The sequence below is a fragment of the Alteromonas sp. ABH4_456 genome, assembly GCF_056160645.1.
On record NZ_JBSWXO010000002.1, the window covers coordinates 417327 to 442470 of the forward strand.

Annotated in this window: 16 protein-coding genes; 4 read left to right on the top strand and 12 right to left on the bottom strand. The window is 50.3% G+C overall.

Translation table 11 applies throughout. The annotated features are described in order from the left end of the window. Position 1: 1 nt before the first annotated feature. The 6 genes from ACXAG2_RS04900 to bioH all read right to left on the bottom strand — a co-directional run bounded on the left by ACXAG2_RS04900 (position 2) and on the right by bioH (position 15320). Positions 2-2779: a cadherin-like domain-containing protein gene (locus ACXAG2_RS04900; protein ID WP_474864927.1), complete on the bottom strand. Its 2778-nt coding sequence runs from the start codon at positions 2777-2779 to the stop codon at positions 2-4. Positions 2780-2950: 171 nt separating this feature from the next. After that, positions 2951-9091: a pectinesterase family protein gene (locus tag ACXAG2_RS04905; RefSeq protein WP_474864928.1), complete on the bottom strand. Its 6141-nt coding sequence runs from the start codon at positions 9089-9091 to the stop codon at positions 2951-2953. A gap of 98 nt (positions 9092-9189) precedes the next feature. Beyond that, entirely contained in the window at positions 9190-12156 is a 2967-nt protein-coding gene (locus tag ACXAG2_RS04910) for a TonB-dependent receptor (protein ID WP_474864929.1), read from the bottom strand. A 155-nt stretch (positions 12157-12311) separates the two neighbouring features. Next, the gene (locus ACXAG2_RS04915) at positions 12312-13631 is read right to left on the bottom strand and encodes a pectate lyase family protein (RefSeq protein WP_474864930.1); all 1320 of its coding nucleotides are present in this window, start codon (positions 13629-13631) and stop codon (positions 12312-12314) included. Continuing rightward, positions 13628-14368 carry a helix-turn-helix domain-containing protein gene (locus tag ACXAG2_RS04920; RefSeq protein WP_474864931.1) on the bottom strand — a complete coding sequence of 247 codons (741 nt, stop codon included), beginning with the start codon at positions 14366-14368 and terminating at the stop codon, positions 13628-13630. The genes ACXAG2_RS04915 and ACXAG2_RS04920 overlap by 4 nt, the downstream gene beginning before the upstream one ends. Positions 14369-14522: 154 nt before the next feature. Then, positions 14523-15320 carry a pimeloyl-ACP methyl ester esterase BioH gene (gene bioH, locus ACXAG2_RS04925; RefSeq protein ID WP_474865004.1) on the bottom strand — a complete coding sequence of 266 codons (798 nt, stop codon included), beginning with the start codon at positions 15318-15320 and terminating at the stop codon, positions 14523-14525. A gap of 18 nt (positions 15321-15338) precedes the next feature. On the opposite strand from bioH, the gene ACXAG2_RS04930 reads away from it, so the two are divergent. Beyond that, positions 15339-16064 (top strand): ComF family protein, encoded by a 726-nt coding sequence (locus ACXAG2_RS04930; protein WP_474864932.1) that lies wholly within the window; start codon positions 15339-15341, stop codon positions 16062-16064. Here the strand turns inward: ACXAG2_RS04930 and ACXAG2_RS04935 are convergent. Continuing rightward, entirely contained in the window at positions 16053-18641 is a 2589-nt protein-coding gene (locus ACXAG2_RS04935) for a M14 family metallopeptidase (RefSeq protein WP_474864933.1), read from the bottom strand. The genes ACXAG2_RS04930 and ACXAG2_RS04935 overlap by 12 nt on opposite strands. Positions 18642-18767: 126 nt before the next feature. Between ACXAG2_RS04935 and nfuA the strand changes: the two genes are divergently transcribed. Both nfuA and ACXAG2_RS04945 read left to right on the top strand, forming a co-directional pair. Further along, entirely contained in the window at positions 18768-19346 is a 579-nt protein-coding gene (nfuA, locus tag ACXAG2_RS04940) for a Fe-S biogenesis protein NfuA (protein WP_119503141.1), read from the top strand. Then, the gene (locus tag ACXAG2_RS04945) at positions 19303-19590 is read left to right on the top strand and encodes a hypothetical protein (protein ID WP_474864934.1); all 288 of its coding nucleotides are present in this window, start codon (positions 19303-19305) and stop codon (positions 19588-19590) included. Before nfuA ends, ACXAG2_RS04945 begins: the two co-directional genes overlap by 44 nt. Here the strand turns inward: ACXAG2_RS04945 and ACXAG2_RS04950 are convergent. Beyond that, the gene (locus tag ACXAG2_RS04950; RefSeq protein WP_474865006.1) at positions 19547-20875 is read right to left on the bottom strand and encodes an MATE family efflux transporter; all 1329 of its coding nucleotides are present in this window, start codon (positions 20873-20875) and stop codon (positions 19547-19549) included. The genes ACXAG2_RS04945 and ACXAG2_RS04950 overlap by 44 nt on opposite strands. 21 nt (positions 20876-20896) lie before the next feature. Here ACXAG2_RS04950 and ACXAG2_RS04955 point away from each other — a divergent pair, with 21 nt between their 5' ends. After that, positions 20897-21982 carry a polysaccharide deacetylase family protein gene (locus ACXAG2_RS04955; RefSeq protein ID WP_474864935.1) on the top strand — a complete coding sequence of 362 codons (1086 nt, stop codon included), beginning with the start codon at positions 20897-20899 and terminating at the stop codon, positions 21980-21982. Here the strand turns inward: ACXAG2_RS04955 and ACXAG2_RS04960 are convergent. The 4 genes from ACXAG2_RS04960 to ACXAG2_RS04975 are packed head-to-tail and all read right to left on the bottom strand — an operon-like array spanning position 21979 to position 25142. Continuing rightward, positions 21979-22581 carry a GNAT family N-acetyltransferase gene (locus ACXAG2_RS04960; RefSeq protein WP_303572457.1) on the bottom strand — a complete coding sequence of 201 codons (603 nt, stop codon included), beginning with the start codon at positions 22579-22581 and terminating at the stop codon, positions 21979-21981. The genes ACXAG2_RS04955 and ACXAG2_RS04960 overlap by 4 nt on opposite strands. 5 nt (positions 22582-22586) lie before the next feature. After that, positions 22587-23234, bottom strand: coding sequence for an SCO family protein (locus ACXAG2_RS04965; RefSeq protein ID WP_474864936.1), 648 nt, complete (start codon positions 23232-23234; stop codon positions 22587-22589). Beyond that, on the bottom strand, positions 23231-24148 hold the full coding sequence (gene cyoE / locus ACXAG2_RS04970) for a heme o synthase (RefSeq protein WP_474864937.1): 918 nt from the start codon (positions 24146-24148) through the stop codon (positions 23231-23233). Before cyoE ends, ACXAG2_RS04965 begins: the two co-directional genes overlap by 4 nt. Further along, on the bottom strand, positions 24141-25142 hold the full coding sequence (locus tag ACXAG2_RS04975; RefSeq protein ID WP_474864938.1) for a COX15/CtaA family protein: 1002 nt from the start codon (positions 25140-25142) through the stop codon (positions 24141-24143). Before ACXAG2_RS04975 ends, cyoE begins: the two co-directional genes overlap by 8 nt. Between the last annotated feature and the right edge of the window lie 2 nt (positions 25143-25144).

Below are 25144 nucleotides of genomic sequence, written 5' to 3' on the forward strand. Positions count from 1 at the left end.
TCTATTCCGCAGCATTAAGCGGTGCCAGATCTTCGATATCCGTGACACCATCGTTATCAGAATCTTCATCTGCAATCAGTTCTGACGCAGTAATTTCTTCTTCAGATGCGTCAAGCAGGAAGAAATTTACTAATCCGTCGTTGTCGGTATCGACGTTAGCAACTAGTATCCCCGGAAAATCATCCTGCTCAGCTACGATTGTAGATAATGCTGCAAAGAACTCATATTCTTCAGCTAATTCATTAACATCGCTAACCACTAGTTCTTCTGCTTCTGCGTAGAGCCCCGCATTGGCATTGAGAGTTATTAAATCTGAAATCAGATTTTGCTGCTCATTAACTGTGAGAGCGGCAGAGGCGTTTGTTAGAGCGGTAAGTGAAGCTTCTAACTGGGTTTGGAACAGAGAGAATAGCGAAGAAAAATCTTCCGTCTCCGAAATATGCTGTCGTAAGCCAGTTTTAGTGTCATAAACGTTATAGAAACTGTCAGTAAGGGAACCTGAGCCATTAAGGTCGAAGTAATTGCCCATCATATTATCGATAGCATCTTCCGTTTGCCCTTCTACTGTATCCAGCAGTTCAGTCACTAAAGTGAATACATTCTCAGCGTGTTCAACAGCAACTTCAGCGAATCCGTAAGATGCAAGTGTGCTGGAAGACAGGGCATAAAGTTCAATCGTATCGTAATCACTCTCCAGCGCACCTGTAATATCGCCAGCACTTGCTGCAAAGTTGCTAACGTTCTCACTGTCTTGTGCCAGTGCGAGCGTTTTAAGTACAAAATCGTAACCGTCTACTGTCGTTCCGTTAGTGACATTACTCTGGGAGGGCAGATAATAGTTATTGAAAATTGACATGCATGTCTGTGCCGGAACTGCTGCATCGAGCTCTTCACGGTCATATAATTTGGTAAGTCCGGCACAACCATAACTACCCAGCGTATAACGTGCTGACTCTTCCATAATGTAATCTGCATTCTGAAGAACAGTTAGTCCTTCCGCCAATACAACTTCAAGGGCATCAGTAAAACCACGATTGGCCAGAAAACCAGCTAAACGTGAATCAATATCAGCCCCGTACTGAATTAGAAACTCGTAGTAATCACGTAAGTCACCGTTTTCTTCAAAATATGTCTTAGCTGTTACCAGCGCAGAGGCAACGTCCCCATTTACTTCAGCGATCAGAACCGCTTCATAAATGTAGGTGAAAGTCACTGCGTCAATATAATTAGCCGTTCCTTCTTCCAACATATCCAGAGCAAGGTTGGATTCGGCATCTGGATAGTAGTATGCAAACAAACCCGCTAGGTTCTCTACGAAAGCACTGTAGGCATCTAAGGTTGCAGGCCCGGATTCATAAGCCTCTACGATGTAGTCGCTGTCGTATCCAGAAACGCCATAGACCGCAAATGCATCTGCCATTGCTTGTTTAGCAAGTTCGTCCTCTTTCAAATTGAAGAAATGCTCTGCAACCCTAGTGATATAAAGTACCCTCAAGTTGTAATTTTTGTCTCCTTCGAACTCACCGCTTGAAATTGTCCGGTAACCGATGTTTCCGGCAAGTTGCCAAAGTAACTTAGTTGTATTTAAGGCCAGCTGCCGGTCATCTTCATCACCTGTGGCGAAATACTGTTCCTGAAGATCAGATACATTGATCCAGACGGTAGCAACGACCTGTGCAAAAGTAGAAATATAGGTCTCTTCGTTAATAGCATCAGCATAAATAATAAGGCTGGACACTACAGAAGTAGCGGCTTCAGCGTTCCCTGCGGCGTCATAATCGTTAAATAAACCAGTAAAGAATTCAGCATCGTCTTTACTAAAATTATCAATACCCTTTTCTGCAAGATATTGATTAAAAAGAGATAGAGACGTAGCACGATAATCATCTGCCGTATCGTGTTCACCAAATTCATCTAATTTTTTCGCGATACTTCTATAACCTCTGGCTTGGGTATCCAAAGTGGTAACAGTTGCCAATACAGTCTTAGCTTGTTCACTGAAACCGGCAGCTATATATCCTACCGCGAGTGCCGTTTTTGCTTTGTTTAGCGCTTCGTCATCTCCAATATTTTTAAACATGGCTTCAGCTTGTTTAAGATGCGAGAAATCAGAACTGTAGTAATAATTTAACTTATCGGCGTTAGTAGTAAATGATGGGGAGAGGCTGATTTCTGCCTCTATTGGTTCTGCAATAACGCCGTCGGTGTACGAAACGACAAAAGAACCATCTACTAGCTCCAGGTCATCTGGCGTATAAGTAAAATCGCCAGAACTACTATCAATTGTCACCACACCATTTTCTGGCTGTGAGACAATAGCGAAGGTAATTTCATCACCGTCCGCATCTGACACATCAATAGTACCTGTGCTTGCACCTTGAGCACTTACAGTCAGCGAAGTTGTATTAATGACGGGTGCATCATTCACGTTTTCTACTGTGAAAGCGAGTGAGGTTGTGACTGATAGTTTACCATCAGTTGCAGCAATAGATGCAGTGTCTTCACCGGCGAAGTTTGTGTCGGGCGTATAGGTAAAGCTGCCATCACTGTTCAGTTCAACAGTGCCGTTATTGGCAGAAGAAGCAAGTGTATAAGTTAGGGTGTCACCATCAGCATCTGTGGCAGAAACACTACTTTCTAAACTTTCATCCTCAGTAACGGTGAAAGTATAGGTAGTGTTATCAAATTCAGGGGCATTATTGCTGTCGCTGCTTCCGCATGCGGATAACCCAAAAATTGCAGATAAGATAAGTGTATGTCTGAATGTGAAAATCTTCATTTTTATAATAACCTCCTTCAAGGAGGCTGAAGATTAACACAAACGCAAATGACATCAATTATCATTTACATACCCATATCAAAAAAAGTTGGACTAATTTGAATTACAAATAAAAACGCGCCTCCTGTAAACCGTTGGAGGCGCGTTTGTCACTAAGGTATTGATAGTTAATTAATCAATCTCGGGAATCGCTTCGGCGTCCTGGGAAATTTTTCCCACACCGGCATGATTAATGACTCTCACTTTCACAGAATCCGCATCGTCCAGCGTGTAATCATACGGTACGGAGTAACTGGAAGTCGGCTCAGCGTCCGGTCCGGCTGATACATCACCGGCATCAGGTTCTGTCCAGGTGACACCGGTTCCGAATACGTTTCCGGCGGTATTCCAGTAACCAATTACGTCAGAATAGAACGACACAATGGGGTTTTGCGTTTGCTCAAACACATTGTTCTCGATTTGCAGTTCTGCACCAATACGGGAGTTAATGGCCGTTGAGGAAATACCGTTGTAGTAGTTGTTGTACAGGTGTCCGTAGCCATAACGGAACAGCGGTAAACGGGACTCAATATTTTCAAAACGGTTATGGTGGAAAGTGATAAAGCGGTCGGTGTTATCACTGTCCGTATCATTTTCGGTATGACCATGCAGGGATGCTTTCCAGTGATCATGCAGATAGTTGTACGAAATGGTGATGTTTTTCGCGCCACGCTTACTGTCTACCAGACCATCATAGAAGTCTTTATCCACCGATAACGTGCTGTACAACTCGTTGTGGTCAATCCAGATATTACTGGTCGTCGAACCGTCATTATCACCCTCGATGCCAATGGCGTCTTTGCCTTCGGTTAACACGTGATGGATTTTCAGGTTTTGAATGATCACGTTGTTGGCCCGTTTGATGAGGATACCGATTCCGTCAAACTCGCCACGGTCGGCCACACCGATAATGGACACATCGTTCATATCTCGAACTTCAATAGGGCTGCCGGTACCACCTGTGTTGGCATCGGTAATTACGCCGTCTACATACACTGTCACCGGCGTATTGGTTGATGCTGCGGTATCCAGTGCGGCCTGCAGGTCAGCGCCGTTATCTACCGTAACAACCGTACCTCCGGCACCGCCGGTGAGCGTATAGTTATAAGCTGCAAAGCCGTTGGCTAAAGCCTCAGGTTCCTCTGCGATAACCGGTGCACTTAACGGCGACGGTATCCAGCCTTCATTGTTATTGTAGTGAGCGAAGATACTGTCGCGATCCGTCAGACCTGTCACGTCACCGGCAGTCAGCACGTAGCCAAACTGACGGGAAGAGAGATCCAGCGGATTGCCCTGCATGTCCATGCTGCCGTATTCCCGCCAGCCGGCTGACGCCGTTGCCGGATTCGGGTTAGACGCAGGCTGGCTATTGATGCCTTCACCGGCCCAGCCGATATCCGCGATGTGAGTATCAAAGCGGTTATTGATCAGCGTGATGTTATCAAAATATTCGCTGCTACCACCGCTTCGGGCAATGTACGTGGAGTTATCCAGTACGTCGTTGCCGATGGGTCCCGGACCATGGGTAAATTCACTGTTTAAGAAAATAAACCCTTTATTATTGATGTCCGGTACGCGGGCCTGCAGTACATAGCCGCCGGAAGTATCCTGAGTCGGATCGCCGTTTTTGGAATCACCGATGGTGCGGATTTCGCTTTCTTCAAACAGAGCAGTGTTCGCATAACCCCAGATGAAGTCTACGTTGCCGGCAACAAGCGACTGATAAAACCAGCTGTACCCTTTCAGCAGCAGGGTATCCTGCTCACTGATGAAGTTCATGTTGGTAGCAGTCAGACGGCCGTTATCACTGTTGAAGTACAGAGTTTCAGCCTGATTAGAGTACTCACTGCTGCGAATATGGCTGTTCTTCAGCGTAAAATTATTCAGCACCAGATTATCCACGCCCTCAATCAGGAAAACGCTGCGACCACCTGATGGTGTGCCGGTGCCCGGCGCTTCACTCTTACCGCTGCCACTGTTGAAGCTTTCAAAGTTATTGTAATACACCACGGTATTGTCACGACCTTCCCCTTGTAAGGTGACGTTATCGTGGTCCCGCAGCAGCATCATTTCCTCGTACTCACCGGCCATGATAGTGATGGTGGCAGCTTCACCAGAAGGTACACTCTGCATTACGTAGTTCAGCGCGCCCTGCACGGTTCTGAAGTCAGCTTCACCATCGTCATCTACCACCAGCGCATTACCTTCCGGTGCAGCTTCGCGGGTGGTAAATGTCCAGCCGGACGTTTTACCCAGCCCGGTGAACACTTCGCCATTTAGAGTTCCGCTGGTTACAACGTTTTCGCCAATCGCCACATAGTAGTCTTTGCCGTATTCCAGCACATGATTATGGGGTTTGATAAGCAACGTATTGCCGTCTACCTGAACAGGGCGGTAATACACTTTACGTTGACGTTCCTGACCGGCGTAGCCGATAAAGTCTTCGTCCACACCAACGTTGATCACATCAACCACAGTATCGTCGCTGGCATCGTAAATACGGATTTCACCCACGTCACCTAACACGGGCACATCATCAAATGTCAGCGCCAGAGACGTATCGATGTGGGTGTTTTGCTTACCGGCGTAAGGCACGGTGTCACCGGTGAGGCTGCCATACGCGCCTGCCGGCATCACAAAACCTTCAGCTACGTCTACGGTGATGGTTTTAACCAGTGTACTGTCTGAACCTGAAGTAAACGTTACCGAGGATGAACCGGCTGCCACAGGCGTCAGCACCACTGTCGGCCCGTCGATTTCAACATCAACAACTGCTGTGTCACTGCTTGTGGCTGTAAAGGTGTCGTCAGTAACACCGTCATTTTGCACCGCAGTCACATACACATAGAGCGGATCACTGCTGGTGGTCGTTTCCCAGCCCGGCTCCTTATAATCCAGCGTCAGCTGTACCGGTTTGACGGTGGGATCACCAATCTTAATATCATCGATTTCAAACGAACGGTTGTTGGTGAACATGCCAACCAGGCCTTTTGCCGAATACTGGCTGTCTGCCACCGTCCCCATGTTTTCGCCATCAAGATAAACCGTCAGGTTTTCACCCTGCATTTCAAATCGCACCCGGTACCAGGTGCCGTCTGTTCCGTCTTTCTCACCCAGCAAAACCGGCGATTTCTTCTGTACCGGACGGGAAATACTGCCACCGGTACTGGTTGCCACTTCCACCTGCGTACTGGAAGAAGAGTTCTGCACATTCAGACCACCGCCATACCAGTTTCCGGCACTGTCGTAGCGACCCAGCAGGAAGATCTGCTTATTCCGGGTGGTACTGTTCTGACGGGGCCGGATACGGGCTTCGACAAAGTAGTCGCCGGAATCCGGCACACCGGCCATGGCCGCGTCTGTCAGCAGGAAGATTTCACCGCCCTCTCCGCCGGCGGTATAACGCAGTACGTTATTACCGTCATCATCCAGAATATCGAATACACCCTGAGGCCCGTTACTGCCCTCAATATTGGAAAGCAGATTAAAGTTCTCCGTCGAGCCGTCAGCGAAATCATCACAGAAGTACAAAGCCGGCTCGCTGTCACAACTGAATACCTGCGGTGACGCTGCGTCGCCGGTATACGACAATACCAGATTATCAATAACCACTTTGCCCCCGCTTTCAGTCCGTAACTGCAGGAACGAGGAGGACGAGGCAATGAAACCTTCGACAGTAAGCCGCTCTCCCGGTGTGAGACTAGTAAGCGGTTCACTGAAGAACTTCGATGCGCCGCCATGCACTGACTTACCGCTGCTGCTGGTGTTGTTATCAGCATAGATAATGAAGTTGTTATTACCTTCCGTATCCGCAACAGACACGATATCCATGCTGATGGTGTACTCACGGCTTAAATCCAGAACACCCGTTGTGACGGTATCCGCATCGGTGGTTTCAGTATCCGGCGTGGTATTACCCAGCGTAAACCGCGCACTGTCGATGGACAGTTCGCCATCTGTAATGGCCAGACCGCTGCCACCGCCGGTAATGCTGTAGAACGGCACTCTGCCGTCACCACCGGTACTTTTGTACTCAGCGGAAAACAGGGTGCTGGTGTCCGTTTCAAACTTCTCTTCCAGCAGAGTATTTGCCTGAACATACTCAATGCGAATATTGTCGATAACAACAATTGAGCCGCTTTCAGTGCGGAACTGAAGATATGAATTCTGGCCGGCGATTTGTCCGGGCACACTCAGTGTGGTGCCTGCTGTTAATGTTGTCACCAGCTCATTGTAGAACCGGGAATCACCGCCAAGATAAGAATTGGCGCTACCTGACGTGTTGTTGTCGACATAAATCTGAAATTTGTTGTCTCCTTCACTGTCTTCCACGTAGACGACATCAAACACCACGTTATAAGGACGGCTCAAGTCCAGCGCCCCGCTGGCAGTAGTGTTGTCTGCCGCACTGAGGTTATCAGGATCGGTATTCCCCAGTGTAAACCGGCCGCCATCCAGCTGAATGCCGTTTTCAACCAGGGTAACTGAACCGCCGGTATTGACGAACATTGGTACAGACTCACCGGCAGCGTTTTCGGCAGCCGCAAAACTGACGGAGAAAATATCCTCGTTAGTGCCGGAAAAGGTATAGCTCTGTGGTAAATCTACCCGCGGAATGGTTACGGGAACTTCCGGCTCTTCCGGTTCCACCGGTTCTTCAGGCTCAGCGGGCTCCACCGCATCGGCCACGGTTTCTATGCGCAGATTATCCAGCGTAATGGACGCGCTGGAGTCAGTACGTAACTGGAAGAAGCTGTTGGTCACAGCCGGATTGAGGATCTTCGCATCCTCTGCAGCAGGATCGCCGCCGCTGATATCTGCGCCCGGTTCATAGGTATAACTGAAGCGGGTCCCCGGCGCTAAACCGTCGCCGTCCAGACCAATGCTGACAAACTTACTTGCAGCACCGTGAACAGAATTGTCCTGTCCGGTGGTATTGTTATCCACATACAACGAGAACGTGCCTGCGCCGTTATTGGCAACAACGTCAAAACTGATAGTGAAACCTTCACTGAGGTTATAAATACCCGTGCCCACGGTGTCAGAACCTGACGTATTGGCTAACGGATTTGCTGCCGCATTACCTATACTGAAACGATCACCTTCTAAAATAAGATGTCCGGTAGCAGGATCAACAACAGGGCTGCCGCCGGTTTTCACATACAGCGGGCCGGAATCAGGATCATCAGACAAACGCTTGTAGGATGAAGAGAAGAAGGTGGCGGTATCGGTATCGAAGTTCTCTTCCAGCGCCGCCTGAACAGCATTGGCCGCTTCCACCAACCTTTCGTTTTCTGCCTGCGCCTGAGATTCGCTGAATGCAAATACAGCGCTCATAGGATCGTCTTCAGCCAGGCATTGCTCCACTAATTCCACCATCGACGGTCCGTCAGCGGTCATTTCCCCCTGACAAAGACTGTAAACCTGATTAACGGTGTTGAACGCGCGGGATATCAGCCAGGTTTCGTTGTCACCGGATGTGAGTACCAGCACTTTGCGTCCGAAAGCAAAATGATATTCGCCGCTGACCTCCCCGTCCTCCAGGGTTTGTGTGTAGGTACCGTTTAAGTTGGTCTCATCCGCAGGGGTGAAATTATAAGATGTTTGCGTCACCGTACGACCATTTCGCACCGGTGCATAAACCGAACCGGTAAATAAATCCACATCGAAGGTATTGGGGAACAGTGTACCCCGTTCTGTCTCCAGGTAATTCACGAAATGGGTAATCGCATCGTACTTGCTGATTAAGGTGCTGCTTGCACCGCCCGCAGCACCCAGCCATGCTTCCACATCAGCCGCAAAGTCTGTATCAGACTGGGCAAAGAAATCCTGTGCGGTTTCGCCATCTCCCAACAACATTTCTGCCGCCGCGGCTGCGCTGCTGCTTAAGGTAATACCGTTTGACGGATCACCGTCGGTATCCAGTGATTGTAATAAGCGCAGTGTGTTCACTACCGGCTGATTAAACGCATTGTCGGTAGCAAATAAGTCCAGCGGCGAAATCACGCTGGAGGCCGGCGCATCCGGAAAAACCAGATCACCGATAAAGAAAGTCAGTTGTTCACCACGGAAGTAAGAAAACTCTCCGTCAGCATTGGTCGTGCCGTCGCTTACCGATTCAGAACGGTACCCCAGGCCGGCAACCGGGCTGTCAACAAACACACCGGTTAACGCCGGATCGGGTGGCAATGTTACGTTAGTTGTACTTTTTTCTCCGCAAGCGGATAGCAGCATCACGCCACTCACTACGGTGGCTATTTTTGTGAGTTTCATATCACTCAATCTCCGTTTATCTGCTGGGCGCACGTTCCCTGACGATTGTCCGCACCAGCTAAAATAGGCTCTGCCGGTGCAAGCACCGGCGCAGACAATTAGTAGAATTTCACGTTCATACCCAGCTGATAGCTGCGTCCGTATTCTTCTTTTTGGTAAAGAATATTGCCGCCGCTTTGCTCATTACCCCGGAAGTAGCGCAGATCAGCCTGGTTAGTGAGATTAATGGCGTCAAAGTAAAGCTGCACAGTGTCGGTGACGTCATATTGCAGTTTGAAATCGAGGCTCTTCACATCGGCCTGATATTGGTCGCCCCAGATTTTGCAGGACTTAGCATCATCCAGCGACGCAGACTCAGGACAGGAACCAATCTGCTCAAGGACATCCGAGCGGATATTACCGATAAGACGGGCGGAGAAAGTCTGACTTTCCCAACCGAACACCAGGTTAAACATGGTGTCGGCCTGATCGGGTAACGCCACACTGCCCTGACGAATTGAACTGTCGAGGGTCGCCTTACTGTCGAGTAATGTGGCATTACTTTGCAGGAAGAAGCCGTTGTCGAAATACTGGTTGTAGCTAAGCTCAATACCGTACACTTTGGCTTTATCGCCGTTGATGGTGATATTGATTTCGTTGAGATACAGGTTCTGCGGGATCACAAACTCCGTCACCTGATTGACCGGCAGCGTGAGCGGCAGATTATCGATAGACATGCCGATACCGTTCACATCAACAATGAAATTCTCGATATCTTTATAGAAAATGGCTGCTTCCATAAAGAGATCTTCATCAGGATACCAACCGATTGACGCATCGTAGTTAACCGATGTCATCGCCAGCAGGTTCGGATTCCCCACATCCAACGCATTGTCTGAGCCCAGAACATACTGGCTCAACTGCTGTAGTGAGGCTCCGCCCTGACTGTCATCACAGTCGTCACTGCCGGGCGGACAAAGCTCAATATCACTGTCGAAAATCGCATAGGCACGGGCCTGTTTAAACGAAGGACGGGTAAAGCTGGTCCATACCGCCGCACGCACCAGAATATCTTCAGAGGCTTCCCACTTTAAGTGTGCACTGGGGAAAAACTCGCTGTAGGTGATAGAGGCTTCCGGTAAAGGGATCGCAATATCGAGTGCACCGGCGCCGGCACCGTTAAACTCAAAGTCATCATTTTCCAGCGACATATAGCCGGTGGAAGAAAACTCAGTTTCGGTCCAGCGCACACCGGTAATGAGGGTGGCATCCATGCCTATGGGAAATTCAACCATGCCGTAAATGGCTTTGGTGTCTTCAACAATGCTGTAATCCCCTTTGGTACTTTCAATGGAGACTTCATCGTTGGTTGCAACAGCCACGGTCTGACGTGTTGCATTCACAATATCATCCACCGTTGAGCGGCTTTCAAAGGGAAGCTGAAACTGACTGCCTGCCGGAATACTGCTGTCGTAGTCAGCAAGAGTGGAATTTACTGCAGTAATGCAGGCATCATCGCTGCAATCGGCGGCGGAGGGGTCGAAGCTCCAGCGATCTTTGTCCCGCACGTGATCCCGCTGCGTCACCTGACCACCCACTTTTACGTAGTTAACCCAGTCATTGAACACGTCCGCGCGCAGATTAAGATTAACGGTTTTGATTTCGTCAGTCCTGAGGCCGTCCTCTAAGAACAAGTTATCGAATTGGTAATTAGACAGATCGGAGCCATCGCCACTGCCGGACGTACCGAAAATGCTGTCTTCAGGATCGTAAGTAAGACCGGCTATGTCTGCCGCTTCACCGGGAGAAAGGACCCTGGCACGGATGTTATCCCGCAGACCCTGACCGTAAACAATTAAATCACGCTCTCGGAACTGCACGCGGCGGTCGCCGCGGGAGTCTTCTTCAGAACGGGACTGGGCATATTCATAATCCAGCACGAACCTTTCCGCGATGCGGTTTTCGCCACCAAAACTGAACGTGACGGTTTTGTTCTCACTTTCCTGAATAAATTGCTGATGAAAGACATCAATATCGCTGAGGATGAACTCTTTGGTATCACTGTTAACGTAAACGATTTCGCCACTGCCCACAGACCCCGCATCCTGAAAGTCATAGAATTCCCGTAATGCCAGGTCGTCATCTTCGAACTGGGTGTAAGTGCCTTTTGCAAAGTAATAGGCATCAGGATTTGGCTTATACTCGATATTCAGCGCTGCGGCCTGACGGGTCCGGCCTGCCACTTCACGGCGATATTCCAGCTGTGACGGCGCGAGTATTTCATCTCCGGCAGCAATTTCCTCATCGGTTTTACCCAAATCCGCCGTGTAGAACTTCATCTCATTAGAGCTGTGATGACGGGTCTCATCGATAAGGGTTTTGCGATCTTCATGGGAAATGGCAAAACCCACACCGAGGGTTTCATCTAAAAAGAATTGTGTGCCGTCAAAACTGAATTTTGGGGAGTGCTCTTCACGGTTTTCAGAGTAGGCATCCTGAATCCGCATTTTCAGTGTGTTCTTACCGCGATCAAATGCAGAAATGGCTTTAACGTTAACCGTACCACCAATGGAGTTCAGGTTCTGGTCCGGCGTCAGGGTTTTCAGCACTTCGATGGTGCCGAGCAGGTCGGCGGGCAGGGCATCAAGGCCCACTTTTCGCTCTTCCCCGGCGCCTGACATCTGCGATCCGTTCATGTTCACAGACACAAAGCCCGGTCCCAACCCCCGCACGGTAACAAACTTACCTTCACCTTCTGAACGTTGCAGGGTAACCCCCGGCAAGCGTCGTAACGATTCCGCGACGTTCTGATCAACAAAGTTGCCTAAATCGTCGGTGGAGATCACCGAACTGAAGCCGTTTTTCATCCGTTCTAAATCACGGGCTTTCAGATCAGCTTGTTTAACCCCTTTAACCTCAACAATTTCAATATCGCTGTCCTGCGCCGTATTTTCCGCGGCCTGATTGTCACTTTGCTGAGTGGTTTGCCGGCCATTTGCGGCCTGTTCTGTGTCTGCGGTTTGTGCCAGAGCCGGCAGCGCTGAAGATATCGCCACTGCCAGAGCTGTCCATTTAAACACTCTCATGTCCTGCACTCCTTAATTCGTTTTAATTGTCGCGGCTTTATTACACTACGAATGCCACCGGTAGCATTATTGCGAAAAAAGGAATGCAGATCACATTATTTTTAACTTTTATTTCACAAAATATTAAAATGTAAACATTGAGAAAGTCGGGCTTATTAAAGCGCGAGTATACGCCACTGTTCCGCTGACAATTCTTCTGTTTCAGCGGTATCAGCAGAAGACAATTCTGCTCGATATTGCTGCCAGTCAGTCACTTCCAGTTCACTGTCGATAATGCCGTCTTTACCGGCGTAGGAGCCTGAGCGGATAGCTGCGAGGATCCGCCGGTCAGTGCTGTCGTGAGCTTTACGTCCACGGCGTAAAAAGCTGCCGGCATCGGCATTTTCTATTAGCGCCACATATGCCTGTTGCGCAGTCAATGTTGATTCCTGTAACGCACTGATTGCCCCTTGCCGGAGAGGCTTATCCGCCAGGCTCGCGGCTTTGATAGCAGCAGCCTGCTGCGGATTTTTCTTTGCCCCTTTTACTATGATACCCAGCGCGTTGCTGGCAGACATTTCAGGGTGGTCATGCATCACATTGCCATTGGCATACAGCAGTGCGAGGGGACGGTCATCTCCCCAGAATTCAAAGAACCTTGCGGATTTTGTGGCAGGACCCGGCAGGAAATAGTTAGCCGTGAAATTCGCTTTTCCACCCTCACCGCCGTAGCCGGACGCATCCTGCCAGTTCACAATAACGTTGTTGCTGATATCAACGAATTCATCTTCCTGCGGATAGGGCGACTTTAACCGCCAGCCGTTTATGCGGGGATTCCGGCTGATGTGACTTACCAGTACATTTCGCAGAAATGAAGCGTCTCTGCCTCCCCAAATCCCGCCGTAGCCGTGACTGCCTTTATGATGTCCGGCGTTATTCAGGCTCTCTGCAATTATGCTGTTCTGCAGGGTAAACCGGGTATTGTTATAAAACGACGCCACTTCGTCATTCGCCCAGCTCAGGGAACAATGGTCAATAATGATATCTGAATGACTCCGCGCACTCAGCGCATCACCTTCCTGCAAAAAATGCCCGGGGCGGAAGGCCATATGACGGATGATAACCTGATCGGCTTCAATTGACGTTGATGCTCCAGCCACCACGATTCCGGCCGGTGAAGTGTGGCCGGCGATGGTGATGTGCGGCTCTTTGATTTCGAGTGTTTTTTCCAACTGAATCACACCGGAAACGGCAAATACGACCAGTCGCGGGTAGGATTGCTTCACTGCCCAGCGTAGCGTACCTTCTTGCGGATCTTTGCTGTTATCAGCCAGACTGGACACCACCAGTACCTTGCCCTCATTTCCGCCGGTGGTGTATTTACCAAAACCGCTTGCCCCGCTGAAAGCCAGCGCTGGCTGCTCTGCTCTGATCCCCTGTGAGATGAGAAGCAGCATGACAACCACACTGCTCCGGAAGTACTTCATGAATCTCATCCGGCTTCCTTTTTATTTTGTGTACAGGTGGCTGCAGGTAATGCCGCCACAGGTTTCAGTTTGCCCGCCCAGTGGCTGAGCAGCTCTGCATCACCATGATGCTCATCCAGTTCAAGGCACAGCATCGCCAGCAGTTCACCGTCGCTTGCCAGCACCGGCACTGACACCAGCTGACCTTTTCCCGCCGGCGCATCGGACACAGCAAAACCCCGGGTGCAGGTTTGCGCTGCAAGCTTCATGACTCTGCGCGAGTCGAGTTCGGCAATATTCAGACTATTTTCATCCCGGTAGCGGGGATGATAAGCCAGCATAATGTGACCCGGCGCCGAGCCGGTAAGTGACAGTTGCATACCCGGCCGGATAGCAGACAGGCGGTGACTGTTAGAACAGAATACATCTGCAGCTACCGCACAATTGTCGGCAGGCACACACAGAATTGCTGTGTGAGTCGTATCGCCGGTGAGGGCGGTCAGTGGTGCTGCCAGCAAACGTTGAAATTTCTGTAGTCTGGGTGCCGCCCCGCCAATTCCGTACATGCCGTTTGCCAGATAGTAGCGGGTACCGCGCTTTTCTATCAGCCGCTCACTGCATAAGGTTTTAAGCAGCCGGAAAACGGAGGATCGGGGCAGTTGCAACTGCTCTTCCAGTGCCAGTGATGTCATGCCATATTCTGCGTCACCTAAGGTGCGGCAGAGCTGAATGGCCTGGTAAACGCTTGGAATAATGTAACGTTCCATAATGCATCCCTTCAGAGAAAATCAAATTACATAACGCACTTTTAACATTTCGTTAATTATTTGCCACCGGTGGCAAATGTCAAGTATTTTTGCAACTTTAGTATATAAACCATAAGGAATATAAAGAACGGGCGAGCCTTGTGGCCCGCCAATTTCAGAAGGTTGCTACCAGAAACTGACGAATAATATCGGCAGACTGTTGCGGATGAGAAATAAAAGGGGCGTGAGATGCATGGGGCAACACAACCGTGTCACTTTGCGGGTGCAGCTCGCAGATACGGTCAATGCCGCTGGTCGGTACCAGGCTGTCCAGCCGTCCGTATATCCTTAATGTCGGCTGCCTGATACGCCCGATATGTTCGCGGAGATCTTCACTGGAAAGCAGCGCCAGAGAAGCTTTCAGCGCCTCTTCTGCCGGTGAAGGCCATGCGGTAATACTTTGTCTGATGGCTTTCATATCCTGGCGGGCGGTATCACTGCCCATGGCCTGAATGGCAAGAAACCGCTCCAGGGTTTTGCCGTAATCTTTTGCCAGCTGAGTTTCAAACTGGGCAAGCAATTCGGCATCAATACCGGGCCAGCAGGGGCCGTTAACAAATCTGGGCGTTGAGGCAATGGTGATGAGTGCACTCACATGCTCCGGTAAATCCAGAGCCAGTTGTTGTGCGACCAGACCGCCCAGTGACCATCCTGCGACCACACACTTTTCCGGCAGATACGGCGTGATTAATTTCGCCACAGATGCCACGGTGTAGGGCTCTTCCGGCAGCACACCGTTGTTTTCACCAAAGCCCGGCAAATCAATGGTGGTCACTCTGAATTCGCTCTCCAGCAACGGAATGAAGTGTTCAAACACACCACTGTTCATGCCCCAGCCGTGAAGCAAAACCAGATCTTTTCCTGTACCCCGGGTACGGCTGACGAGATTTTCTGAGACGTTAGCATTTAACACTGATGACATCCTTTGACTATGCCTGCAATTTTGCCGCTGCAGAGCACCACTGCCGGGCTGACAGAGTACTTAACCATGCGACTTCCCAACTTAGCTTGTTTGCTGTGTAATCAGTACAGTGACGTACCTGTGTGTACGTTCTGCAAATTTGATACCCGCTTTTTATTACAGCTTGGCTATCAGGGTAATTTACTGCGCTACAAAAAAATCAGCCAGCAATTTTTACCGCCCTCCTACAGTGCGTTAAGGGCCTGCGGAGAATATCGCTGGCCATTTGACCAGCTTATCAAAGCCATGAAATTCCGGCGCTGTCAGATAAGTCCGGCCATTCTTGCCAACTGGTTCACCTCACAGTGTATCGATGAAGACACACTGTTACCGGATGCCTTACTCCCCGTTCCCGTACCACTACACCGCTTTTTTCGCCGGCAATTCAACCAGGCAACAGAACTGGCCCGTCACATCGGCCGCAGAATAGAAAGACCGGTCATCGCTGACTGGGCCCGCCGCACCGGAGGACGTTCACAACACACGCTGAAAAAGGACCACCGGATGTATAATTTGCACAGCGCTTTTCGGGTGAAGCCCTGTAAGGATCTACGTCACGTAGCCATCATTGATGATGTTATGACCACAGGCGCGACGGCTAATGTGCTCGCCGGTCAGCTGCGTCAACATCATCCTGACCTCATCATCGAAGTCTGGGTGATGGCGCTGACCTGCCGGTTTCCCTTAGCGGACTAAGTGACCTGACTGATAGATCGCGTTTGACATCAGCTTACCGGTACCATACCAGTAACCTCGGAAAAGCAGGTTGTCAGTAAAGCCAATCACCACGCCACGACCTTTTGGCTGAGTCAGCACAGATGCCGTGCCGCCAATCATGGTTTCCAGTTGTTTTGCACTGAATCCGGCCATTAACGGACTGCCGGAATAGTAACCGGGCCTGGTGAACGGGTCGGCGTCAGCATGCACAATCATATTACTGGTTTTAAATACCGGCAATGTTTTCCCCGTGTAACCAAAGAAAATGGGATGAGTCGGGTCAATACCGGTTTCGTACACGGCACCGGCAATAATTTTACTGGCACCCAGCGCAGATTTATCTGCATAGGTCAGCTTATCTACCGGAAAAACACTGTCGACTTTATCGCGGGATACGATTTCCGCATCCAGCCAGCCTTTTTGTGCAAAGAATTTTACCGCCGATTTCTGTCCAATCAGCACGCCGCCATTATTCACCCAGTCACTGATATCATTGTTGAGCTTGTCGCTCAGACCACTGTAACTGCCACTGACGAAAATAATATGGGAGTAGTCAGCCAGGCGGATAGTGCTCAGACGGTCCTGCTCCACAATGACCGGCGCTGTGCCTACACGGGTGTCCAGATAGTGCCAGATTTCTCCGGCTTCCGATGAACTGGTGCCGTTACCGCCCACCAGCAGAATTGATGGCGCTTTTACTGGTGCAAGGGTACGACCGCCAAGATCCGAGCCCTGCGGCGTCAGTCCGCTTTTTATACCAAACACTTCCACACCGGTTAAGGCCGACGCATCCTGTAACAGGCTGAGCAGATCATCAGGCTGTGATAATGGTGTGGGCACAATAATGGTTCCGGCTGCGAAATCACGATTCCGGCCATCAGTCAGTTTGGCGGTAAAGGGCGTTTCAGCACTGCGCACTGTGGCCCCGTTTTCCAGCAGTTGTTGCAGCATTGCCGGCGCATAGTAACTTTTCCATTCAAATGCATAGGCGTACGCTTCACCATCAACGAGCGGTACCGGCATTTTCACCGGCCCGGCTTCAGTTTTGATGCCACGCCCGGCACGTTTGCTCAGCACGTCGTAATCAAGATTAAACGCCAGCGCGATATTCCAGTTAGACACGTCATAGAAGGTGTTCTCAGCAAATTGCTGACGGGTAGAAAACAGGCTCTTTACCAGGCGGTATTTTGATTGATTAAAAGGCACAACCAGACTGCCTTTGCTGTAGCGCTTGTTATCAATTTCCTCGTCATCTCTTGCGTAACTGTATTGGATCTCATGTTGATTGAGGATCGACAGTAAAGCCTCTTTACGGCCACTGTCATCCGGCATAGCCACAATCGCCCCGAAGTGCTCATCCTTATCAATCGCGTTAGCCGTCTCAGAGAAAAATGTATTCTGGTAATTCAGAATAGCAGGCTTATTGGCCAGCGAACCGGCAATCGTACTCAGACTGGTAGTCACATGGTTCTGGATAGTTTGTGCAAAGGCCAGCTCTCCGTTCACCGTATCCTGTACGTGTCCGCGGCTGCTTGCCTGTTCAAACAGAATACCGATACTACCCATGGAATCGGGATACGATGAGCCTTTCCCGTAGTAAAAATCGTCAAAACCTTCTTCCGAGAAGTATAACTGACCTGCGTCATCAAACGCTTTGGCGTGAAAAGCTGCCAGCGCTTCTGTAAGCCTCACATTGCCGTCAGGCGTATTCGGGTTTTTCCGCGACGGCACACCGGGCTGGAAGAAATAGGTGCTGTCCGGCCCCATCTCATGATGATCGGTCAGTACATGAGGACGCCATTTCTGAAACTGTTTGATCCGCGCCTGTGACTCAGGATGGGTCAGCAATAACCAGTCACGGTTTAAGTCGAACCAGTAATGATTCGTTCTGCCGGAAGGCCAGTCTTCCTTGTGCTCCCGGTTTTCTCCGTCAGCGACAAGATTTTTGCTTTTATGCATGTTTGCCCACTGTGCGAAACGGGACAAACCGTCAGGATTGAATGAGGGATCCAGCAACACGACATTTTTGCTGAGCAAATCTGTTACCGTTTCATCCTGCGCCGCGGCCAGGTAATACGCCATAACCAGTGCAGCGTTGCTTCCGGAAGGCTCATTACCATGAATGCTGTAACCCATGTACAGAAACAGGGGCGCATCTTTTGCGGCTTTAGCCCCGCTGTTCACTGTTTTGAGATGGTTTTCCCGCCATTGCGGTAACTTGCTGCGGTTTTCCGGTGCAGTAATGGTGAGCAGCAATAACGGACGGTTTTCATGGGTGCGGCCGGTTTCTTCAATGCTGATGCGGTCAGATGCTGCTGCCAGGGTATACATGTACCCGGCCAGCTGATCATGGCGTACATGCCAGGTACCCACTTCAGTACCAAGATAAGATTCAGGGGTCGGAATAGCAGGGTCATAGCTGGTATTAGCCGGCAGATAAGCGGTAACCGGTTTACCTCCGGTATCTTTAAATACCGGTGCTGCTGATGCTGAATACACGACAAAAGCAAAAAGGGCGAACACCCATTTTCCTGCGCGTCTGAAACTTGAATCCATTTTTCTTTTTCCTGTTGTTTTTTGTACTTTTGACCACACCTGTATAAAAGCATGCAATACTTGACTGTTTTAGTCAGGTAAATTTGTTATTATATGCGCTATCACGATGCAACGTAGGATTTGTTAATGATCAATATATCAGAAGACGCACAGGCTCACTTCGCAAAACTGCTGGAAAAACAAGATGCCGGGACGAACATCAGAGTGTTCGTGGTTAACCCCGGAACCTCAACAGCGGAATGCGGTGTGTCTTATTGTCCTCCGTCTGCTGTTGAACCCGGCGACATCCGTTTAAACTTCAACGGATTCGACGCCATTGTTGACGCAGAGAGTGCGCCGTTTCTGGAAGAAGCAGAGATTGACTACGTGACGGACCAGATGGGTTCTCAGCTCACTCTGAAAGCGCCAAATGCAAAAGCCAGAAAAGTGGACGACAACGCGCCTCTGGTTGACCGTGTAAGCTATGTCATTGAGTCGGAAGTTAACCCGCAACTGGCCAGCCACGGCGGTAAAGTAGTATTGCTTGAAATCACTGAAGAAGGTTTCGCCATTCTGCAATTTGGTGGCGGCTGTAACGGTTGTTCAATGGTCGATGTTACCCTGAAAGAAGGGATTGAAAAGCAGTTGCTTGAACAGTTCCCGGGAGAACTGACAGGTGTGCGTGACGCCACCGAGCACGAAGCCGGCGAGCACTCGTATTATTAATCCGTCTGACGCGTCGCTGACTGCACTACACCGCAGCTGGCGACGGTTCAAAACAGGCCTGGCACTCTTTATCGCGGGTGCCACGGCGCTGATGACCATCAGCACTTACCATTCCGCGCTGTATTTTATCTCGCTTATCGTTCTGTTCAGTGGTTTTGTCATCGCCATGAGTGGCTATCTGGCCATACTGTGGCAACGTCTTAAAGTGATGAATCCCGCCGCCAGAAAACGAAACCGAGAGTGATCCCTCTGGCCAGCAGGAAAGCCAGCATCGCATACCAGAGCGCCACATTCCCCTGTGACTGACACACCCACCAAACCGGAAAAAACACAAAAGCCGCACTGACAAGCATGGTATTTCGCATGGCGTCTGAGCGGGTAAGCCCAACAAATACGCCGTCAAAGAAAAAGCACCAGTGTGCCACCAGCGGCAACAACACCATGAGGGGCAAATAAGCCTGCGCAGCGGTTTGCAACGCAGCAATCCCCGTGAGAGATGCGATAATAAAATCACCGGCAAGGTAAAACAAAGCGGCATACACCAGGGCAAAAGCCGAAGACCAGAATAATCCCCGCTTCACATGCCCGCCCAGGCGTTCCTCGTCATTTGCGCCGGCCGCTTCGCCGATAAGCGCTTCAACAGCATAGGCAACGCCGTCCAGCCCCAGTGCAATTAACACGAAAAACTGCATGAGAATGGCATTCACCGCTGCCGCGGTTTCACCGATCCTCGCCCCCTGAATGGTCAGAAATGCAATGCAGGCCTGAAGCGCCAGGTTCCGGATTAACATATCGCTGTTAAGCTTCAGCAGAATTTTTTGTGCTGCGCGGTTAAACCAGTCTGCCTGCGGACGCCAACCTGTAGTGAGCTTGAGGGCGCACACCGCGCCCGATAACATCATGGTGTATTCAGCCAGCACACTGGCCAGCGCCACACCACCAACAGACATATCCAGGCCATACACAAACAGAATATCCAGCGCAGCATTCAACAGGTTGCCTGCCACCTGTATCCATAACACATGACGGGTTTTCTGTTGACCTACCAGCCAGCCGGTTAATGCCATGTTGAGCATCGCAGCCGGTGCGCCCCATACCCGGATATTAAAGTACTCGCGGGTATAAGAAGCCACTTCAGCACCGGATGAGGCTAACGCAAGCCCGGCCTGCAATACAGGCACTTGCAGAGCAACGATAAGTAAACCGGAGCCGAGGGCAACCGCACCTGTTTGCCAAAGTACTTTTGCGGAGAGCAAGCCGGGCTGTTTTGGATCGCCTTTTGCCTGTGCACTCAGGCCAGTGGACGACATTCTGAGAAAGCCGCACACCCAGTAGATTTGCGTGAGGATCAATGTTCCAATAGATGCACCGGCCAGCATGGCAGATGAATCCATATGCCCCATTACGGCCGTATCAACCAACCCGAGTAAGGGAGTGGTAATATTGGCCAGAATCATGGGAAAAGCGATGGCCAGTAAGGTTTTATGGGCTGGCCAGCCAGCATTGGCGGTCGTGGTCAAAACGGAAATAACACAGTTTAAGGAATATGCATGCAGCTTATCAGAAACCGCGCAATGAAGTGGGGAAAAGGTGTGTTTGCCAGCGTTGTGATGCTGTTAGTGGTGGCACAATCTGCGGCCGCTGCCGGGCAGGACAGTGCAGTGGTTTTACTTTACCACCACGTATCTGAAGACACGCCGGCAAGCACCAGTGTTACACCTGAACAATTTAAAACCCACATGACCTGGCTGGCGGAAAATTACAAAGTCATGCCCCTTCAGGACATTACAGAAGCGCTGAAAAACAAGCAGACATTGCCGGAAAATGCCGTGGCGGTCACCTTTGATGACGGTTACCGGAATATTCTTGAAAACGGTCACCCTGTGATGCAGTCATTGAAACTTCCCTACACCGTATTTATCAATCCTGATGAAATTGGCCGCTTGAAAAACCAGTTAAGCTGGGATGATGTAAAAGCTATGCACAAAGACGGTGTGGATTTTGCCAACCATACACTGGACCATTTGCACATGCTGGACCGTCAGCAGGATGAGTCCAAAGAGGCCTGGTTAGAACGGGTATGGCAAAATGTAGAAGAAGCGGAGAAGAAACTCACGGCACAAACCGGTGAGTCACTGAAATACCTGGCGTATCCCTTCGGTGAATACAATAAAATACTGGCTGATAAACTGGCAAAAGAGGGATACACCGGATTCGGACAGCATTCCGGCGGCATCAGCAGTTACAGTGATTTTACCGCGTTACCTCGCTTTCCTGCGGCTGGCCGTTTTGCCAATATGGCGCCTTTGAAAGTGAAAATTGCAAGTTTGGGTATGCCGGTGACACACAACGATATCGATAACCCTGAGCGCACTGCCAGAGTCATCGATGAAACATTGTCGTTCACCACCAATAGCGACGATGTGGGCTTGACCCGCGCCGCCTGTTACTACCAGGGTGAATCACTGCCGGTTAACATCAACGGCAAAACCTTATCATACACGCTGAATACAGTGCTGCCGGTTGGCCGTTCACGTATTAACTGTACCGCACCGTCGAACTCGCAGAACGGTCGCTACTATTGGTTTTCGCAACCGTTCTTTATTTCCGGCGAAGACGGCACCTATCCGGATTAAGTGATAACCGGCGCAATACCTTTAGTGAATTGAATGAAAGGTGGAATTCCCTGCCTCGATTTGAAGCCCATGGATTTATAGAAATCGATGGCTCTGGTGTTGTGTTCCTCTACGTCCAGGACGAGAGATAATTTGCCCAGTTCACGTGCCATGTTTTCCATGTACCTGACGAGGATGGTGGCAACACCACTTCGTCTGGCTCCGGCTGCTACAGCGAGATGTCCGATAGACATTTCCAGCACCATAGGCGGGTTAAGCGCGATGGTGTAAGTTTGACTTCGCATCACCACATCAATAGCTTCATCAAGACCAAAGAAATCGGTAATAGATGTCAATGTATCCCGATCAAAGTGCTGCGGAAGGCTGTCATGCCAGCATGAAATAATACCGACAATTTCGTCTTCTATACACGCCAACCAGTGATTGGCAAAACCATATTGTCCCGTGCCGCGAAGCCAGGCCGCTGACAGGAAAGCAAACGCCGTATCACGGTCGCCGTCCCCATATATTTTCGTAAGTAAATGCTCTCCCGCATCCAGTAACAACGGCACCGCATAAGTCGCATCCCTTGCGGTTGCCTGACGTACTACTACTGTCATGAATACTACCGGGTGATAACCACCTTAGGCATATCTGCAAGAATTTGCTCACTGTCTATGATCGCTAACTTCCCGGGCTCCATTATTGGTTTGAACCTTCCGAGCACTTCCGCTTCGGGGCTGATGAGAACCACCGACGCGCTATGATCGACCAGATAGTCAGCTTTATCAGTGTCCTCAGTTAATGAGTACATCAATCCCATGTTCCTGACAAGAGGGAATATTTCGGCGTGCGGACCGGTTGCAGCGATGAAGTCTTTATTAAAAAAACTTATATAACTTTTAAGTCTTTGAAAAGTATCCCTTTTGGGATCCACAGACAAAAATAGTACTTGAGTATTAGCCCTGGATTTTATGGACGAAAGTTTAGGCCATATTTTATTTAAAGACGCCATCGTTGTGGGGCACACATCCGGACAATAAGTGTAGCCTAAAAATACTAATGTCCAGGCACCGGTCAGGTTTTCCCTGGTAAATGGTTGTCCGTCAGCATCTGTGAGTGAAAAATCAGCCAGTGGTTTGGGCAGAGGATAAGCCTGAAAGTACTCCGGTGCCCGGCTTTCACCGGAAGGCGGAGCGATATAAAGGGCACCTGCGATGCCGGCGATCAACGCTACCACAGCGATGATGCCGGTTAAGGTTCTTTGAGTCATAATGTTACGGGTAAGTAGTGGTCAATTAAGAGCACCACAAACAATAACATGAGATGGTAAATAGAATAGCGGAATGTTTTCATTGCCGTGTCGGGCTTTGCGGCAAACTTTAACCTGCATGCCCACAAACAGAACCCTGCATTCAATACCAGCGATCCCGCCAGATAAATTAGGTGAGACATACCGGTAAGGTAGGGCAGCAAACACACCAGAACCAGCAGCACGGTGTAAGCCAGCACCGAGGTTTTGGTGAACGACTCCCCGTGGGTAACCGGCAGCATAGGCACGTTTGCCCGTGCGTAGTCCTTTTGCCTGTGTATCGCCAGCGCCCAGAAGTGAGGGGGAGTCCAGGTAAAAACAATTAATACCAGCAGCAAAGCATGGGCGTGAATCTCGCCGGTAACCGCTGTCCAGCCCAGCAGCGGCGGTGCTGCACCTGCCAGTCCGCCGATAACAATATTCTGAGGCGTCGCCCGCTTGAGGAACATGGTGTAGATAACCGCATACCCGACCAGACTGGCCAGTGTGAGCATGGCGGTAAGGGCATTCACGAAAAACCACAGTAATGCGAATCCGGCGAGCCCCAGTACAGCAGCAAAAAACAGCGCCTGAGATACACTCACCTTACCCTTCACGACCGGGCGGTTAACAGTACGGGCCATCATGCCGTCAATGCGGTGGTCAACCACATGATTAATCACCGCAGCAGAGGACGCCAGCATACCAATCCCCGCCATACCTGCAATCAGAGCATTTGCCGGCACCAGCGACTCTGTGGCCAGGCACATACCCACCAGGGCTGTGAGCAACAGCAGCATAACCACCTTAGGCTTGGTTAACTCATAATAGTCACGCCAGCTGACCGGCTGAGATGTCGCTAAGTGGCGCTGATGAACAGAAACAGATTTAGCCATGTGCTCCTCCCTGTTGCGGATCACCCTGATAGCGAGACACCTGATAAGTGATCCATACCATTACCAGTAATAAACAGGCAGCGACGATGTTGTGAGCAACGGCAACAATGACGGGCAGACTCAGCACGACATTGCTTACGCCCAGTGTTACCTGAATCATCAGCACCCCGATGAGCAGCAGCGCGGCACTTTTCACCGGCGCAGCCACCTCCCGGCTGTACAGCCTGAAGCCGAGCCAGAGTAAATATAAAAACGTAATGACCGCGCCGGCTCTGTGCACAATATGCATTGTCATGCGTTCACCGTATCCGTGGGCGCCATATTCGTAGGTTTCTGCATAAGGCACACTGAATGCACCGGAAAAGTCGAGCCTGGAGGCCCAGCCATCTTCACAAACCGGAAAGTCAGTACAGGCAAGTGCGGCATAGTTTGCAGATGTCCATCCCCCCAGGCCAATCTGCATCAGCAGAATAGCCATGCCCAACAGCGCAAATTTGGTGATGCTGTTAATACGCCGGGGCTTTCGTTTACTCTCCCGTAATTTGAGATGCAGTAAAAACAGGCACGCCAGTATGGTGAAGCCGCCGAGCAGATGCCCCATTACCACAACCGGCAATAAATTCAGCGTCACGGTCCACATGCCCAGGGCAGCCTGAAAGATTACCAAAGCAACAAGCAACAGTGGCAGGCGCACAGTACGCCCGCTGTGACGCTGCTTCACAGCGATGGCAGCGATAGTAAAAATACATAAACCCAGTGCACCGGCAAAGTAACGGTGAATCATTTCATTCCAGGCTTTGGCAACTTCTACCGGACGTTCGGGGAAAGCGGCATTCGCCGCCTCAACATGGTGGTCTTCCAGCGGAACGGTGAGCAACCCGTAGCATCCCGGCCAGTCAGGACAGCCCAGCCCGGCATCGGTGAGCCGCGTATAGGCACCGAGAATAATAACAACCACCGCGAGGATCAGACTAAACAGGACTAACTTTCTCATGC